The following is a 13,388-nucleotide window of genomic DNA, read 5'->3' on the forward strand; positions in this document are numbered from 1 at the left end:
CGTTGTCGGGTTTCGGGGGAGATGGGGGCTACGCGGTCGCGAAGTCGGGAACGAGGCGGGGCACCAGCCAGGCGGAGATCACCGGCAGCGCGGCGAGCACGAGCCACACCCAGGCCGCCGAGGGAGCCGGCGCATCCGCGAGCGAGTAGAGGCCGCCGAGGGCGGTGTTGCCGACGAGCACCGCGATCCCTCCGCAGGTGGCCAGCAGGCCGTAGGCGGCGCCCCAGCACTCGCGGTCTGCGAATCGCGGAACGAGGGACAGCACCAACGGAGTGAGGATGAGGTGGCCGAGCGTCAGCAGCACGGTGGAGGCGAAGGCAGGGGCCAAAGCCGCGATGCCCTCAGCGGGCTCTCGAGGTGCCGCGGCCGCGAGCACCGCGAAGGCAGCCGTCAGCAACAGATAGCCCAGCCGCAGGCTTCGGGCCTCGCCCCAGCAGCGCGAGAACCGGGCAACGGGCAGCTGCAGGGCGATGGTGAGCACGGAGACGACGGCGAAGACCAGCGCGAGCGCCCCGTCGTCCGCCCCGGCGCGTTCCAGCTCGACGGGGTAGCCGAGGTAGAGCTGGTTGTAGGCCAGCAGGTTGACCGAGGCCAGCACGGCCAGCGCGACGAAGCGACGGTTGCGCAGCACCATGCCGAAGCTCACGAAGACCGGCCGCCGGGCGCCCCGCGCCGGAATCTCGCGAGGAAGCAGCAGTGAGAGCGCGATCGCGATCACGACGAACAGGGCCGCCCCGCATCCGGCCACGGCGGCGAAGCCCCAGCCCAGCAGCGCCGCGCCCACCAGCGGCCCGATCGCGGCGCCGGCCTCGCCGAAGACGGCGAGCAGCGCGAACAGCGTGGTCTTGCGGCCCAGATCCAGGCGTCGCGCGTCGGCGCGCGCCACCAGCGCCTCGACGGCGGGCGAGAAGAGCGCCCCGCCCATGCCGGTGAGCACGGTGCCGGCGACGAAGACGGCCAGCCGCAGCCCCTGCCCGAGGGCGAGCACCTCGGCGGTGGACCAGGCCAGCAGCGAGAACCCCGTCACCCGGACCGCGCATCCGATCAGGATCAGGGCCCGCGCGCCGAACCGATCGGCCAAGGCCCCGCCGAAGAGGAAGAGGCCTTGCTGGGCCGCGGTGCGCAGGCCCAGCACGAGACCGACGGTGGCGCCGGCGAGCGCGAAGTCGTTGCGCAGGATCCCCGCGAGGAAGGGCACCACCGCGAAGAAGCCCACGTTGAACAGCAGCTGGGTGCCGAGCAGCACCCCCGCGCGGGGCGCCGCCGAGCGGGCATCCGCCGGCGCGGTGGCGTCGGAGGCGGTGATGGTCACTCCGCCGATCCCGCCTCGGGCTCGACGACGCGCAGCCGGGGACGGGAGTTGACGATCGCGCGGGTCGCGTCGTGCTTGGGGTTGGTCAGCAACTCAGAGGTCACGCCCTCCTCGACGATCCGGCCGTCCGCCAGCACGCACGAGTTGCCGCACAGCAGTCGCACGGCGTCGAGGTCGTGACTCACGAAACCCACGCCGACGCCCTGCTCGCGCACGATGTCGCCGAACAGCTGCAGCACCTCGTCGCGCAGAGGGCGGTCCAGGCCACTCACCGGCTCGTCCGCCAGCAGGATCCGGGCCCCCGTCGCGAGCGCCCGTGCGATGGCCACGCGTTGCGCCTGCCCGCCGGATAGCTCGCCGGGGCGTCGTCCGATCAGGTGCTCGTCGAGGTGCACGCTGGCCAGCGCCTGCCGGGCGAGCGCGCGGTGGTCACCGGGGACGCCGAGGCGTCGCATCGGATGCACGACGAGCTGCTCGACGGTCATCCGTGGGTCGAGGCTGGTGGCGGGATCCTGCGGGATGTACTGCACGTGGCGCCGGAACGGGCGGAGCCCCCGGGTGGAGCGGCCGCGCAGCGGCTCGTCGCCCACCAGCACCTCGCCCGAGTCGGGGCGCTCCAGACCGAGCAGGATGCGCAGCAGCGTCGACTTCCCCGAGCCCGACCGCCCGACGATGCCGAGCGCCTCGCCGGTGCCGATCCGGATGTCGAGCCCGGTGAGCACGTGCACGTGCTCGGGCCGACGGAAGGGAGAGCTGCTGACCCGGCGGTAGTGGTGTGTGAGCCCCGCCGCCTCGAGTGCGGCGTCGGCTGCGTAGGCCGGCGCGCTCATGCGGCCCTCACCGCGTCGACGAGCTCGCGCGTGTACGGGTGTCGCGGGGCGGTGATGAGCGTCTCGAAGTCGCCCTCCTCCACCACGCGGCCGCCCTGAAGCACCACCGCACGGTCGCAGATCTGGGAGGCCGCGGCGATGTCGTGGGTGATGAACAGCAGCGCCATGCCGGCCCGTTCCTGAGCGGCCGAGAGGGTGCCCAGCACCTGGGCCTGGCTCACCACGTCGAGCGCGGTGGTGGGCTCGTCGGCCACCAGAATGCTCGCCTCGCACAGCAGGGCGAGCGCGATGCAGACCCGCTGACGCTGCCCGCCGGACAGCTCGGCGGGGTAGGAGCGCAGCACGCGCTCCGGCTCCTCGATGCCGCACGCGTCCAGCACCTCGACGGCGCGCGCGTGGGCCGCGACCGGGGCCAGTCCCGCGTTGCTCAGCGGAACCCCCAGCTGCCGGCCCACCCGCACCAATGGGTTGAGCGCACTCGCGCTGTCCTGCTGCACGCAGGCGATCCGGCCGGCCGGGCGCCGGCTCGACATCACATCGACCCGCTCCCCCTCGATCGTGAGGTCGCCGGTGGCGTCGAGCAGCCGCGAGAGCGAGCCGGCGATCGTCGCGGCGGTCAGCGACTTGCCCGACCCCGAGTGGCCGAGGAGAGCCACGCTCTCCCCGCGGGACAGGGTCAGGGAGATGCCGTGCAGCAGCGAGGTGCCGCCGACGCGCACCTTGAGGTCGTCGAGTCTGAGAGCTTCGGTCATGAGTCCATCACTTTCTCGCCCGGCACATCGACCGGACTCTAAAAATGATAATCGTTACCATTACCGCGCGCAAAGGCGTCCACTCGGAGCCACCGGCAGGCCACTTACGGAGCGGCAACCTCGGTGACTACGTGGCCGTACTCGACGGACCGGAGAATCGGGCGGAGAGGCCGTGGCCAACTCAGCCGATCTGGACGGCCGCCTGCCTCGTCGCCTCGCCCACCGGAACCAGCCGGGTGAGCTGGGTGACGTGCCGTGGCTCGAGTTCCTCAAGAGACGACACACCGAGCAGCTTCATCGTGCGCTCGATCTCCGAGCGGAGGATGTCGATGGTGCGGGTGACGCCCGCGTGCCCGCCTGCCATGAGGCCGTAGAGGTAGGCCCGGCCGATCAGGGTGAACTTCGCGCCGAGGGCGACCGAGGCGACGATGTCTGCGCCGTTCATGATGCCGGTGTCGACCATGATCGTCGCGTCCTTGCCCACCTCTCGCACCACCTCGGGCAGCAGCCGGAAGGGAATCGGCGCCCGATCGAGCTGACGACCGCCATGGTTCGACAGCACGATGCCGTCCACACCGTAGTCGACGAGGCGCACCGAGTCGGCGACGTTCTGCACGCCCTTGATCACGATCTTGCCGGGCCACATCTCGCGAATGATCTTGAGGTCGTCGTAGCTGATCGTCGGGTCCATCGCCGAATCGAGCAGCTCACCGACGGTGCCACCCGTGCTGGAGAGCGAAGCGAACTCGAGCGTCGGGGTGGTGAGGAAATCGATCCACCACCACGGGCGAGGAATCGCGTTGATGACCGTGCCCAGCGTGAGCTGCGGGGGGATCGAGAAACCGTTGCGCTTGTCGCGCAGGCGGGCGCCGGCGACCGGGGTGTCGACGGTGAACATCAGGGTGTCGAAGCCCGCCTCCGCCGCACGCTTGACGAGGCCGTAGGAGATCTCGCGCTGGCGCATCACGTAGAGCTGGAACCAGTTGCGGCCGTGAGGATTCGCGGCCTTCACGTCCTCGATCGAGGTGGTGCCCAGCGTCGAGAGGGTGAAGGGAATGCCGGCTTCACCGGCTGCGGTCGCGCCGGCGATCTCGCCCTCGGTCTGCATGAGACGGGTGAACCCCGTCGGGGCGATGCCGAAGGGCAACGCGCTGCGTCCGCCGAGGATCTCGGTCGAGGTGTCGACGTTGGCCGCGGGGCGCAGGATGTCGGGATGGAACTCGATGTCCTCGAACGCCTGGCGCGCCCGGGTGAGCGACAGCTCGTACTCAGCCGAGCCGTCGGTGTAGTCGAAGGCGGCCTTGGGGGTGCGGCGCTTCGCGATCGTGCGCAGGTCGTAGATGGTGAGGGCCGCGTCGAGACGACGCTTCTTGGCGCTGAGTTCGGGCTTTCTGAACTGCACGAGCTCAAGCAGTTCCGCCAGGTTCGGGAGTTGACGCTTCATCGTGTGTCCTTCCTGGGGCAAGTGGGCTGTCCGCAAGAAGCATATGGGTAAAAAGTGGCCGCCTGGCCCGGGCAATGCCCTTCCCGGACCAGACGGCACGTCTGGGGATGGCGACGATCAGGCGATCGAGGCCTGGTAGATCGACTCGATCGAGGCGTCGAGGGTGCGGTCGTACTCTTCGGCCGACTGCTGCGCCGTCAACCCGTCGAGCAGCGCACGACTGAAGCTGGCGATGAGGCCCGGGTTGCGAGCCAGACGCTCATTGGCCTCGTCGCGGCTGTAGCCACCGGACAGAGCGACGACGCGAGCCACCTTGGGATGCTCGATGAGATCGGTGTAGAAGCCGTCCACCGTGGGGATGCTCAGCTTGAGGGCCACCTTCTCGTCGCCCAGTCCATCCAGCCCGCGCAACAGGGCCGCCTTCAGCAGCTCTTCTGCCTGCTGCTTGTCGGGAGCCGCGATGTTGACCTCCGGCTCCAGGATCGGCACCAGGCCGGCGGCCAGCACACGAGCACCCACCTCGAACTGCTGATCGACGACCTGCGCGATCCCCTCAGGATTGGCGGCGTGAATGACGGAGCGCTCCTTGGTGCCGAAGACGCCCTGCGCCGCGGCACGAGCGAGCGTCTCCTCCAGGCCAGGGATGTCGCGCATCAGCTGCACGCCGCCCCGCTCATCGGCAAGGCCCTTGTCGATCTTCAGCAAGGGCAGGGTCCCCTTCACCGACCAGAGATACTCGGCGACAGGACGACCATCGATCTGCCTGTCGAGGGTGCCCTCGAACAGGATCGCGGCGAGAATCCGGTCGCTCGTGAACACCGGGCTGGTGATGATCCGGGCGCGCGCCTCCTGGATGAGATCGAACATCTCCTCCTCGCTGGAGTACTGCGAGTCGTCGATGCCGTACTGGCGCAGCGCCTTGGGGGTGCTGCCGCCGCTCTGATCGAGGGCGGCAATGAACCCGCGCGCGGATTCGAATCGGGCGAACTGTTGAGGATCTGGCATGGGTATCTTCCTTGCTTCGGACGATCGGAGTACCACCCAACTTAGCCTAATCGAGAATGATTCTCAATTAACTATTTTCTCGCACCCCGGCTCAGCGACTGAGCCTCACGTAACGAAAGAGACGCCGAAGCCCGGCCACATCGGGCCGGTCGGCAGGCGCGCGCAGCACCTCGTCGAGATGCGCCCCCACCTGCGCCACGTCGAGAGACATGCCGACGGCCACCAGTTCGCCGAAACACGGGGGCTGAGGCAGCGGCGAGATATGGATCGAGCCACCGACGAGGTTCGCCAGGTACCCCCGATCACCCCGCGGCCCTCGCACCCGAACTCGGCCTTTCATTCGATACACCCCAGGGGGCGGGCTCTGCAGCAGGTCGAGGAGTGCCGACGGGGAGAGCGGACCAGCCAGCTCCCGCGATACCGCTGCAGCATGCTCGTGGTGGTGCTCGCCATGATCCGGATCCATGTCGCGCAGCCCCTCCGCGAAGGGCAACCGATCCTGCACCTCACCCTCTGCCAGAACATCGAACAGGAGGTCCGGGTCGACACGACCGTTCTTCGCGACGACCAGATGGACGTCGGGATTCCTCGCCCGCACGCGCCGCTCGATCCGCGCCAGCACGCGATCGCGATCTCCTTCGGGGAGGAGATCGCTCTTGCCGATCACCACGAGGGTTGCCGCACGATGGCGAGCGGGCGGTGTCGGATGCACGTCGACGGTGCGGAAGTGCTGCACGGCGTCGATCACCTCGATCAGGCCACCCGGCCGCACGTGCTCCGCCCCACTGAAGCGGATCACCCGAGCCAAGGCCAGCGGATCGGCGGCGCCGCTGGCCTCGATCAGGATGGCGTCGAGACGCAGGTGCGGATGAGACAACCTCTCGAGCGCCTCATCCAGCCCACCGGAGTCTGGCAGGCAACAGAGACAGCCACCGGAGATCGATGCCACCTCGTCCACGAGCCCCTCTACGAGGGCCGCGTCGACGTTGAGCTCACCGAAGTCGTTGACGATCACCCCCAGCCGCGCGCCCGGAGTGCGCAGCAGGTGGTTGAGCAGGGCGGTCTTGCCGGCACCGAGATACCCGGTGACGGCGATGACCGGCACCCGATTCACGTCAACGCGACTCCTTGAACTCCACGTGCTGGCGGATCACGGGGTCGTACTTGCGCAGGCTCATCCGGTCGGGATCATTGCGACGATTCTTGCGCGTGACATAGGTGTAGCCGGTGCCGGCCGTCGAGCGCAGCTTGATGATCCCTCGGACGTCCTTTCCCTTCTTCGCCATCAGAGCCGCACCCCCTGGGCACGGAGATCGGCGACGACCGCGTCGATGCCCCGGCGATCGATGGTCCGAATGCCGCGCGGACTCACCGTGAGCGTCACAAAGCGGCCCAGCGTCGGCACCCAGTACCGCTTGGACTGCACGTTCACGTTCCACCGACGACGGGTGCGCCGCTGCGAATGCGAGACGTTGTTTCCGAATTGGGGTTCAGCCCCGGTGACCTGACATCTGCGTGCCATGTCGCTCCTCATGCTAGTATCGAGAATCATTATCGATTATTCTAGCAGGAACTATGAAACACACCATTGAACCCCCGTACCGGGACGTGGTCTTCCGGGACAAGTCCGCCGACCTGGTCTTCCGCACCCGCTCCACGGCACCCGCCACCGAGACCATCGAGTTCGACGGCGAAACCCTCCCGCTGATCGATGTGCAGGTCTCCAGCGCCAGCCATCCCTTCTGGACCGGCCGCAGCCGCGTGCTGGACAGCGAGGGCCGCGTCGAGCGCTTCCAGCGGCGTTACGGCCAGTCCTCGCGCACCACCGCGGAGGGGAGGAACAACCGATGAAGGTTCGCAACTCGCTACGTGCACTCAAGATGCAGCCGGGCGCCCAAGTGGTCCGGCGCCGTGGCCGGGTCTTCGTGATCAACAAGCGCAACCCGCGCATGAAGGCCCGTCAGGGGTGATCGGTGAATAACGTCTCGCCCCTCAAGGTGCCCGTGATCCTGGTGGCCGGCTTCGACGCCGACACCATGGCGATCGCCACCATGGCCCTCGGCTGGGATCTGCCAAAGGCCGTCGCCGTGCGCCATGACCTCGACCCCACCCGCGACACCCTCACCCGCACCGTCTCCGACGCGACGGGCCTGATCGAGAAGGAAGAGCTGGAGCTCGATCACGCGTGCGCCAGCTGCGCGCTGCGCGAGGACGTCGTCCCCACCCTCGAACGGCTCGCCTCGTCCGGGCAATGGGACGCGATCGTCGCACAGCTCCCCGCCACGGCGAGCCCCGCCCAGGTATGCCGCGTCTCCGCATGGGATCCGGCACGAGTGCCGCACGTGCGAATCAGCGCGGTGGTCGCCGCACTGAGCGACACCACGCTCGAGGGCGACCTGCTCGGCGACGAGCTGTTGTGCGAGGTGGACCTGCCCGTTCGCGAGGACGACCGTCGAGGCCTGGCCGAGACCGCCTGCGCGTTGGTCGAGTACGCCGACGTGGTGTTCACCCCCGGGGACATCGAGACCGACGGCCGTGACCTGATCAACGCCCTGATGCGGCCGGGCGCCCGCCTCCTCGATTCGGTGAGCGCGCTCGACGGCGCCGAACTGACCACCGGGCTTCACCACTGCGAGACCAGCGACGAGTGGGTCGCGGAGGTACGACGCGGCCCACTCCCCTCCCCCGAAGGCGAGGCCTGGGTGCTCGACGTGCACTCCGACCGGCCGTTCCACCCCGACCGGCTCATGGAGTTCATCGCCGTTCTCGGCGGCGGTCCCCGACGCTCCCGCGGATGCTTCTGGCTTCCGACGCGCCCCCACCAGCTCTGCATCTGGAACGGCGCCGGCGGCCAGCTGAGCGTCGGCACCGAGGAGGACTGGGGTCGCGACGAGTCTCCCCTGACCCGGATCACCGTCGTCGGGCTGGACGGCGGACGCGACGCGCTCGCCGCGGCCTTCGAGGCCTGCCTGCTCACCGACGCCGAGATGGAGGAGCACGGCCCCTATTGGGAGGCCTTCGAGGACGGCTTCGAGCCCTGGCTCGGGCCCATCCACCGCGGCAGCATGACGGAGGCGTCGTGACCGACCGCTACGCCGCCACCGCGAGCGCCTACGAGCTGTTCGCGCGCCCCTATCGCGACGCACAGTACGCCGCACTCGGGCGCCTGCTCCCCCACCTTCGCCCGGATGAGGGCCCGATCCTCGACATCGGAGCGGGGTCCGGCGCGTTCACCGAGTGGATCCTGGCGGAGCTGCCCGCCGGGAGCGCACTGGCACTCGAACCGAGCCCGGCGATGCGCGCGCTCCTTCTCGCGCGCATCGCCGCCCACCCGGAGTGGTTCGCGCGGGTGACGGTGCGACCCGAGGCATTCTTCGACGCGACGCTGCCCGCCAGGATCGGCGGAGCGATCGCACTGGGGGTGATCGGGCACTTCGACGCGGGCGAGCGAGCCGCCGTTCTCGCGGAGTTGGCGTCTCGCCTTCCCGCGCATGGGGCGGTGCTCGTCGACCTGCAGCATCCCGAACGCCCCCAGCGGGTGGAGCCCTACGAGTTCACGGTGGCGACCATCGGAGACGTCACCTACCGCGGGATCGCCGAGGCCTGGCCCGTGAGCACCGAGGTGATGCGCTGGCGGATGACCTACCTCTCCCTCGAGGGCGAACGGGTGCTCACCGAGGACACGACGGAGCACGTCTACCACCATCCCGCCCCCGAGCTGTTCGCCCGGGAGGCCAAGGAGGCCGGCTTCAGCGCCGCGCAGCTCGATCAGACCCCGTTCTGGCTGCTCCAGCGACACTGAAGAACTGAGAGCCACGCAGGGCGAACACAAAGACGACGAGGGGGCGAGCGGGTGTTGCGCTCGCCCCCTCGTCACCTCGCGAGGTCAGTGCATGAGGTCAGTGCTCGTCGTAGTGATCCCCATGAACGGCGTGCTTGTGGCCGTCGTGAACGTAATCGACGTGATCCCCGTGCTCGACGGCCTCGTGGCCGCAGTCGTCGCCATGGGCGTGCTCGGCGGTGGTGTGATGGGTGGCGTGGACGTCGGTGCTCATGATGCATCCTTCCGGGACGGGGTGAGATTCTGCTCGGCGTCGAGCGACGCCGAACGAGGCTCCCGGACGTGCTCAAGCGCATCCGAGACCACATGGGAGACGTGCAGATCGGCGATCTCGTAGACCACTTCCTTGCCGCGGCGATTCGCCGCGACCAGGCCAGCCCCGCGCAAGGTGCGCAGGTGCTGCGACACCAGCGGCTGCGACATGTTCGTCGCCTCCGCCAGGGCCCCCACGGTCCGCGATTGCTCGCCGATCAACCTCAGAAGCAGCAGGCGAGACTCATTGCCCAGCACTTTGAAGAGCTGCGCTGCCTCGACAAGGCCTGCCTCCATCTCCATGGCCTCATTCCATCACACATATAAATAGATTGCAATATAACCATTTCTTAATGAGAACGGCTACCGCCTCAGTTTATCCGCCCCACATACCGGCGCGCGGCACACACAAGGAGGGGTGAACGGAAATCCGCTCACCCCTCCAGCGACTCATATCGCCTCAGGATCCAGCCACAGCCTGCTTCAACGCGGCGGATGGCTTGAACGCGGGCGTGACACCCGCGGGGATATCGATGGGCTCGCCCGTCTGGGGATTGCGCCCGGTCCGGGCGGCGCGGGTACGCGTCTCAAACGTGCCGAACCCAGGGATCGAGACCCGCTCCCCCGCCGCAAGGGCGGAGGTCACAGCCCTGACGACCGCAACGACGGCCTTCTCGGCGGTTGCTCGATCGAGCCCGGCGTCGTTGGCCACGGCTTCAGCCAGCGCATGCTTGTTCATCTTCATTCTCCTTATTGGAAGGTACTGAGGTCGAGGTAGCCGGCGTGGGCGGCGCGGACCAGTTTGCGCGGAACGCGATAGACCTGACCCTGGATCCGCACTGGCACGAGGTCGACGGGAGTCGCCTTCCAGTTCGAGCGCCGGTGGCGCGTGTTGCTGCGCGACATGCGCCGCTTGGGGACAGCCATGGATTCTCCGTTTCACCAGGTGACCAGCACTCCGAGGGCAAGACCGACGACTTGCACGGGAGACGACACTTGGACACACTTAACCGATAACGGTTCTCATTCTATTCATATCGGCGGTGCAATCCGCAATCGCCGGATTGCACCGAGACACAACGGGAGAAACACACAGATGGCCAAGAAGTCCAAGATCGTCGCCAACGAGAAGCGCAAGGCGCTCGTCGAGCGGTACAGGGAGCGACGCGACGCGCTGCGCGCCGCAGTGAAGGATGCCTCGCTCAGCCCGGAGGAGCGCGAGACCGCGATGCGGGCGCTCGCCAAACTGCCGCGCGACTCGTCACCCGTGCGGGTGCGCAACCGGGATCAGGTGGACGGTCGCCCCCGGGGCTACCTCGGCAAGGCGGGGCTCTCCAGGGTCAACTTCCGCAATGCCGCCCACAAGGGCGAGCTGCCGGGCATCACCAAGTCGAGCTGGTGATCGTTCCCGTGCGCCTTACAACGACTTCCCTCGCCCAAATCCGGTCGTAAGGCGCACCGGAGGCGCTGGGCGACAAGACTGTCAGCCCCGCCTCCTAGAGTGCGAGCCATGTATCGCACCATCGCCGTCGCCGGGTACCGATCACTGCGGGACGTGGCCATCCCGCTCGGGCGGGTGACCGTCGTCACGGGGCCAAACGGGTCCGGCAAGTCCAGCCTGTATCGCGCCCTTCGTCTGCTCGCCGGCTGCGCGCTGGGCGACGCGATCGGGTCACTGGCCCGCGAAGGCGGCCTCGACTCGGTGCTCTGGGCCGGGCCGGAGTCGTTGGTGGGGGCTCGCCGCACGGGGATACTGCAGGGCACCGTCCGAAAAGGCCCCATCTCGTTGCGCCTCGGCTTCGGCGCCGACGGCTATTCCTACCTGATCGACTTGGGCATCCCCATCCCGGGCAGATCGGCCTTCGACCACGATCCCGAGATCAAGCGCGAGGCCATCTGGCTCGGCCCCGTCATGAGGGCCAACACGCTGCTGGCACGCCGTCGGCTGGCCAGGCTGGAAGTCAAGGACGGTCGTCCTTGGCAGGAGGTGAGCAGCCAGCTTCCCAGCCACCGCTCCATGCTGGGCGAACTGTCGGACGCCCGCACCCTCCGCGACGAGCTCGCGTCCTGGCGGTTCTACGACGCGCTGCGCACCGACGCCGCGGCTCCCGCCCGGCAGCCGCACGTCGGCACCCGCACCTGGGCCATGGCCGGCGATGGCAGCGACGTTGCTGCCGCCTTGCAGACCATCGTCGAGCGCGGCAAAGAGCCCGTCGACGAGTACGTCGCTGACGCCTTCCCCGGAAGCCGCCTGGCTATCGACGCTGTGAGCGGGTTATTCGATGTCGGCCTCACCCAGCCCGGGATGCTCCGCCCGCTGCGAGGAGCCGAACTCTCCGACGGCACCCTGCGTTACCTGATGTGGCTGGCGGCCCTACTCGCCCCTGTACGCCCACCGTTGATGGCGATCAACGAGCCCGAGAACAGCCTGCATCCCAGCCTGCTTCCTCCGCTGGCCCGGCTGATCGCGTACGCCAGCGCCGACACACAGATCGTCGTGGTCACCCACTCCGAGCGCCTCGTCGAGGAGTTGTCCGACCTGCTGCTCGAACCCGACCTGTCCGTCGTCGAGCTGCAGAAGGACACCGGCGAGACGGTCGTCGAAGGCCAAGGCCTCCTCAGCCGCCCGACGTGGGAATGGGGTCGCCGCTGAGCCCGGACGCACGGACGCACGGACGCACGGACGCCAAGAGTACTGACAATCGCCTGGCCGGATCTAGACTTCACGCATGCCCACGCCCCACCGCTCGATCCGCAACATTGCAGTCGGGCTCCCCACCCGCGACGGCCACATCCTCGTTCTGGACGGGGAGGATCCCGTGAAGGGCCAGGTCTTCCACCGTGCGATCGGGGGCGGCATCGAGTTCGGCGAAACAGCGGAGGCCGCTCTGCGGCGCGAGTTCAGGGAAGAACTGGGCGTGTCCCTGGGCGAGGTCACACTGTTGGGCGTGATCGAGAACATCTTCGAATACGAGGGCAACCCCGGCCACGAGATCTCCCACGTGTTCGCCGTCAGTTCCGACGAGATCGACGCGATCCCCCTCGACGCCCGACTGAAGGTTCTCGACGAAGGCAGCCCCATCGGCTGGGTCCCCATCGACGACGGCTGGCCCCTGTACCCGGAGGGCGCGAGGGAGCTATTAAGGATCTAGTGGGCTCTGGATCATCGGCTATGTGACTCGCCGCGAGCCCAGGTCTGCTCACCGACGGACATCCCTATGCCGTCCCACTCGGCCCGAAAACAGCATGTCCTAGAGGGTGCGGAGCTGCTCCGGCAGGTGGTCCGACGCGTTGATGTCAATGGCCCGCCAGGAGCCATCTTCCTCCTCGACGAGGTGCGTCACGGAGCAGTGCATCGGCTCGAAGTCGGCCTCCGGCAGGAATGCCCGGGTGACCGCAACCACCGTCGCCCAGTGACAGAAGAACGCCAGGCGCGACCAGTCGTCGCGAGCCAGCCACTCGTCGACGAGGTCGGAAGCACGGGCCAGCACGGAAGCGTCGGACTCGGGGAAGGCCGGAAACGCATCTCGCGTCGTGAGTTCGGGCGCCACGCTCAGCCGGTCTGCGAAGCGGGCCTGGTGGTCTTCCAGATCGACGCCAGGGAAATCCAGCAGCGACCGGAACATGAAGTGCTCCGACAGCCGGACGTCGGTGGCCCCCAGAGCATCAGCCAACTCCAGATACGCGAACGCCGTCTGCGAGGTGCGCAGGAACGGGCTGGCCACCACCCGGTCAGGCGCGAACTGCCCCACCCGACGAGCCACCGCCTCTGCCTGCGCCTCACCCCTCGGCGTGAGCGGCGGGTTGGAGCGGTCGCTCACCTCCCGCAACCCATCAGGCTCGACGCTGTTGTACGCCTCACCGTGCCTGACGAGCAGAATCTCCCGTGCCATATCTCGATGCCCCGCCCTTGCCGAATGACTCTCACGCCACCGGTGTTCCCGAGGCGCAC

At 68.3% G+C, this 13,388-nt stretch carries 20 protein-coding genes; 7 read left to right on the forward strand and 13 right to left on the reverse strand.

What is annotated here, in order from left to right; translation table 11 throughout:
* Positions 1 to 28: 28 nt before the first annotated feature.
* The 8 genes from P0D62_RS12455 to rpmB all read right to left on the reverse strand — a co-directional run bounded on the left by P0D62_RS12455 (position 29) and on the right by rpmB (position 6,865).
* Entirely contained in the window at positions 29 to 1,312 is a 1,284-nt protein-coding gene (locus tag P0D62_RS12455) for an MFS transporter (protein ID WP_275702881.1), read from the reverse strand.
* Positions 1,309 to 2,142 (reverse strand): ABC transporter ATP-binding protein, encoded by an 834-nt coding sequence (locus P0D62_RS12460; protein WP_275702882.1) that lies wholly within the window; start codon positions 2,140 to 2,142, stop codon positions 1,309 to 1,311. Before P0D62_RS12460 ends, P0D62_RS12455 begins: the two co-directional genes overlap by 4 nt.
* Positions 2,139 to 2,894 (reverse strand): ATP-binding cassette domain-containing protein, encoded by a 756-nt coding sequence (locus tag P0D62_RS12465; protein ID WP_275702883.1) that lies wholly within the window; start codon positions 2,892 to 2,894, stop codon positions 2,139 to 2,141. Before P0D62_RS12465 ends, P0D62_RS12460 begins: the two co-directional genes overlap by 4 nt.
* Positions 2,895 to 3,075: 181 nt before the next feature.
* On the reverse strand, positions 3,076 to 4,338 hold the full coding sequence (locus tag P0D62_RS12470) for an alpha-hydroxy acid oxidase (protein ID WP_275702884.1): 1,263 nt from the start codon (positions 4,336 to 4,338) through the stop codon (positions 3,076 to 3,078).
* A 117-nt stretch (positions 4,339 to 4,455) separates the two neighbouring features.
* A complete protein-coding gene (locus P0D62_RS12475; protein ID WP_275702885.1) occupies positions 4,456 to 5,343 on the reverse strand; it encodes a fructose bisphosphate aldolase in 888 nt (295 codons plus the stop codon).
* Between the two features lie 91 nt (positions 5,344 to 5,434).
* Positions 5,435 to 6,457, reverse strand: coding sequence for a CobW family GTP-binding protein (locus tag P0D62_RS12480; protein WP_275702886.1), 1,023 nt, complete (start codon positions 6,455 to 6,457; stop codon positions 5,435 to 5,437).
* 1 nt (position 6,458) lies between these two features.
* Positions 6,459 to 6,629 carry a 50S ribosomal protein L33 gene (gene rpmG, locus P0D62_RS12485; RefSeq protein ID WP_275702887.1) on the reverse strand — a complete coding sequence of 57 codons (171 nt, stop codon included), beginning with the start codon at positions 6,627 to 6,629 and terminating at the stop codon, positions 6,459 to 6,461.
* On the reverse strand, positions 6,629 to 6,865 hold the full coding sequence (rpmB, locus tag P0D62_RS12490) for a 50S ribosomal protein L28 (protein ID WP_275702888.1): 237 nt from the start codon (positions 6,863 to 6,865) through the stop codon (positions 6,629 to 6,631). Before rpmB ends, rpmG begins: the two co-directional genes overlap by 1 nt.
* Positions 6,866 to 6,918: 53 nt before the next feature.
* Between rpmB and P0D62_RS12495 the strand changes: the two genes are divergently transcribed.
* The 4 genes from P0D62_RS12495 to P0D62_RS12510 are packed head-to-tail and all read left to right on the forward strand — an operon-like array spanning position 6,919 to position 9,145.
* Positions 6,919 to 7,194, forward strand: a complete 276-nt coding sequence (locus P0D62_RS12495; protein WP_275702889.1) for a type B 50S ribosomal protein L31 — start codon at positions 6,919 to 6,921, stop codon at positions 7,192 to 7,194.
* Entirely contained in the window at positions 7,191 to 7,313 is a 123-nt protein-coding gene (gene ykgO, locus P0D62_RS12500) for a type B 50S ribosomal protein L36 (protein ID WP_275702890.1), read from the forward strand. The genes P0D62_RS12495 and ykgO overlap by 4 nt, the downstream gene beginning before the upstream one ends.
* A 3-nt stretch (positions 7,314 to 7,316) precedes the next feature.
* Positions 7,317 to 8,426 carry a CobW family GTP-binding protein gene (locus P0D62_RS12505; protein ID WP_275702891.1) on the forward strand — a complete coding sequence of 370 codons (1,110 nt, stop codon included), beginning with the start codon at positions 7,317 to 7,319 and terminating at the stop codon, positions 8,424 to 8,426.
* Positions 8,423 to 9,145, forward strand: coding sequence for a class I SAM-dependent methyltransferase (locus P0D62_RS12510; RefSeq protein WP_275702892.1), 723 nt, complete (start codon positions 8,423 to 8,425; stop codon positions 9,143 to 9,145). The genes P0D62_RS12505 and P0D62_RS12510 overlap by 4 nt, the downstream gene beginning before the upstream one ends.
* 97 nt (positions 9,146 to 9,242) lie before the next feature.
* Here the strand turns inward: P0D62_RS12510 and P0D62_RS12515 are convergent, their stop codons facing one another.
* From P0D62_RS12515 to rpmF, 4 genes are all read right to left on the reverse strand, one after another.
* On the reverse strand, positions 9,243 to 9,398 hold the full coding sequence (locus P0D62_RS12515) for a zinc transporter permease (RefSeq protein WP_275702893.1): 156 nt from the start codon (positions 9,396 to 9,398) through the stop codon (positions 9,243 to 9,245).
* On the reverse strand, positions 9,395 to 9,739 hold the full coding sequence (locus tag P0D62_RS12520) for an ArsR/SmtB family transcription factor (protein WP_275702894.1): 345 nt from the start codon (positions 9,737 to 9,739) through the stop codon (positions 9,395 to 9,397). Before P0D62_RS12520 ends, P0D62_RS12515 begins: the two co-directional genes overlap by 4 nt.
* A 157-nt stretch (positions 9,740 to 9,896) precedes the next feature.
* On the reverse strand, positions 9,897 to 10,181 hold the full coding sequence (locus P0D62_RS12525) for an HU family DNA-binding protein (RefSeq protein ID WP_455153236.1): 285 nt from the start codon (positions 10,179 to 10,181) through the stop codon (positions 9,897 to 9,899).
* Positions 10,182 to 10,186: 5 nt separating this feature from the next.
* Positions 10,187 to 10,363: a 50S ribosomal protein L32 gene (gene rpmF / locus P0D62_RS12530; protein WP_275702895.1), complete on the reverse strand. Its 177-nt coding sequence runs from the start codon at positions 10,361 to 10,363 to the stop codon at positions 10,187 to 10,189.
* A 169-nt stretch (positions 10,364 to 10,532) separates the two neighbouring features.
* Between rpmF and rpsN the strand changes: the two genes are divergently transcribed.
* The 3 genes from rpsN to P0D62_RS12545 all read left to right on the forward strand — a co-directional run bounded on the left by rpsN (position 10,533) and on the right by P0D62_RS12545 (position 12,588).
* Positions 10,533 to 10,838 (forward strand): 30S ribosomal protein S14, encoded by a 306-nt coding sequence (gene rpsN / locus P0D62_RS12535; RefSeq protein ID WP_275702896.1) that lies wholly within the window; start codon positions 10,533 to 10,535, stop codon positions 10,836 to 10,838.
* Between the two features lie 108 nt (positions 10,839 to 10,946).
* Positions 10,947 to 12,089 (forward strand): AAA family ATPase, encoded by a 1,143-nt coding sequence (locus P0D62_RS12540; RefSeq protein WP_275702897.1) that lies wholly within the window; start codon positions 10,947 to 10,949, stop codon positions 12,087 to 12,089.
* A gap of 76 nt (positions 12,090 to 12,165) precedes the next feature.
* The gene (locus tag P0D62_RS12545; protein WP_275702898.1) at positions 12,166 to 12,588 is read left to right on the forward strand and encodes an NUDIX hydrolase; all 423 of its coding nucleotides are present in this window, start codon (positions 12,166 to 12,168) and stop codon (positions 12,586 to 12,588) included.
* A 99-nt stretch (positions 12,589 to 12,687) separates the two neighbouring features.
* Here P0D62_RS12545 and P0D62_RS12550 read toward each other — a convergent pair whose 3' ends face one another.
* On the reverse strand, positions 12,688 to 13,329 hold the full coding sequence (locus P0D62_RS12550) for a histidine phosphatase family protein (protein ID WP_275702899.1): 642 nt from the start codon (positions 13,327 to 13,329) through the stop codon (positions 12,688 to 12,690).
* Positions 13,330 to 13,388: the final 59 nt, after the last annotated feature.

The organism is Tessaracoccus caeni (genome assembly GCF_029211185.1).
Lineage (GTDB): Bacteria > Actinomycetota > Actinomycetes > Propionibacteriales > Propionibacteriaceae > Arachnia > Arachnia caeni.

Coding starts and splice junctions, on each gene's coding strand:
- rpsN (WP_275702896.1), top strand. CDS start 10,533: ATGGCCAAGAAGTCCAAGATCGTCGCCAACGAGAAGCGCAAGGCGCTC.
- P0D62_RS12475 (WP_275702885.1), bottom strand. CDS start 5,343: ATGCCAGATCCTCAACAGTTCGCCCGATTCGAATCCGCGCGCGGGTTC.
- P0D62_RS12550 (WP_275702899.1), bottom strand. CDS start 13,329: ATGGCACGGGAGATTCTGCTCGTCAGGCACGGTGAGGCGTACAACAGC.
- P0D62_RS12495 (WP_275702889.1), top strand. CDS start 6,919: ATGAAACACACCATTGAACCCCCGTACCGGGACGTGGTCTTCCGGGAC.
- P0D62_RS12525 (WP_455153236.1), bottom strand. CDS start 10,181: ATGAAGATGAACAAGCATGCGCTGGCTGAAGCCGTGGCCAACGACGCC.
- P0D62_RS12470 (WP_275702884.1), bottom strand. CDS start 4,338: ATGAAGCGTCAACTCCCGAACCTGGCGGAACTGCTTGAGCTCGTGCAG.
- rpmF (WP_275702895.1), bottom strand. CDS start 10,363: ATGGCTGTCCCCAAGCGGCGCATGTCGCGCAGCAACACGCGCCACCGG.
- P0D62_RS12465 (WP_275702883.1), bottom strand. CDS start 2,894: ATGACCGAAGCTCTCAGACTCGACGACCTCAAGGTGCGCGTCGGCGGC.
- P0D62_RS12515 (WP_275702893.1), bottom strand. CDS start 9,398: ATGAGCACCGACGTCCACGCCACCCATCACACCACCGCCGAGCACGCC.
- rpmG (WP_275702887.1), bottom strand. CDS start 6,629: ATGGCGAAGAAGGGAAAGGACGTCCGAGGGATCATCAAGCTGCGCTCG.
- P0D62_RS12460 (WP_275702882.1), bottom strand. CDS start 2,142: ATGAGCGCGCCGGCCTACGCAGCCGACGCCGCACTCGAGGCGGCGGGG.
- ykgO (WP_275702890.1), top strand. CDS start 7,191: ATGAAGGTTCGCAACTCGCTACGTGCACTCAAGATGCAGCCGGGCGCC.
- rpmB (WP_275702888.1), bottom strand. CDS start 6,865: ATGGCACGCAGATGTCAGGTCACCGGGGCTGAACCCCAATTCGGAAAC.
- P0D62_RS12540 (WP_275702897.1), top strand. CDS start 10,947: ATGTATCGCACCATCGCCGTCGCCGGGTACCGATCACTGCGGGACGTG.
- P0D62_RS12520 (WP_275702894.1), bottom strand. CDS start 9,739: ATGGAGATGGAGGCAGGCCTTGTCGAGGCAGCGCAGCTCTTCAAAGTG.
- P0D62_RS12545 (WP_275702898.1), top strand. CDS start 12,166: ATGCCCACGCCCCACCGCTCGATCCGCAACATTGCAGTCGGGCTCCCC.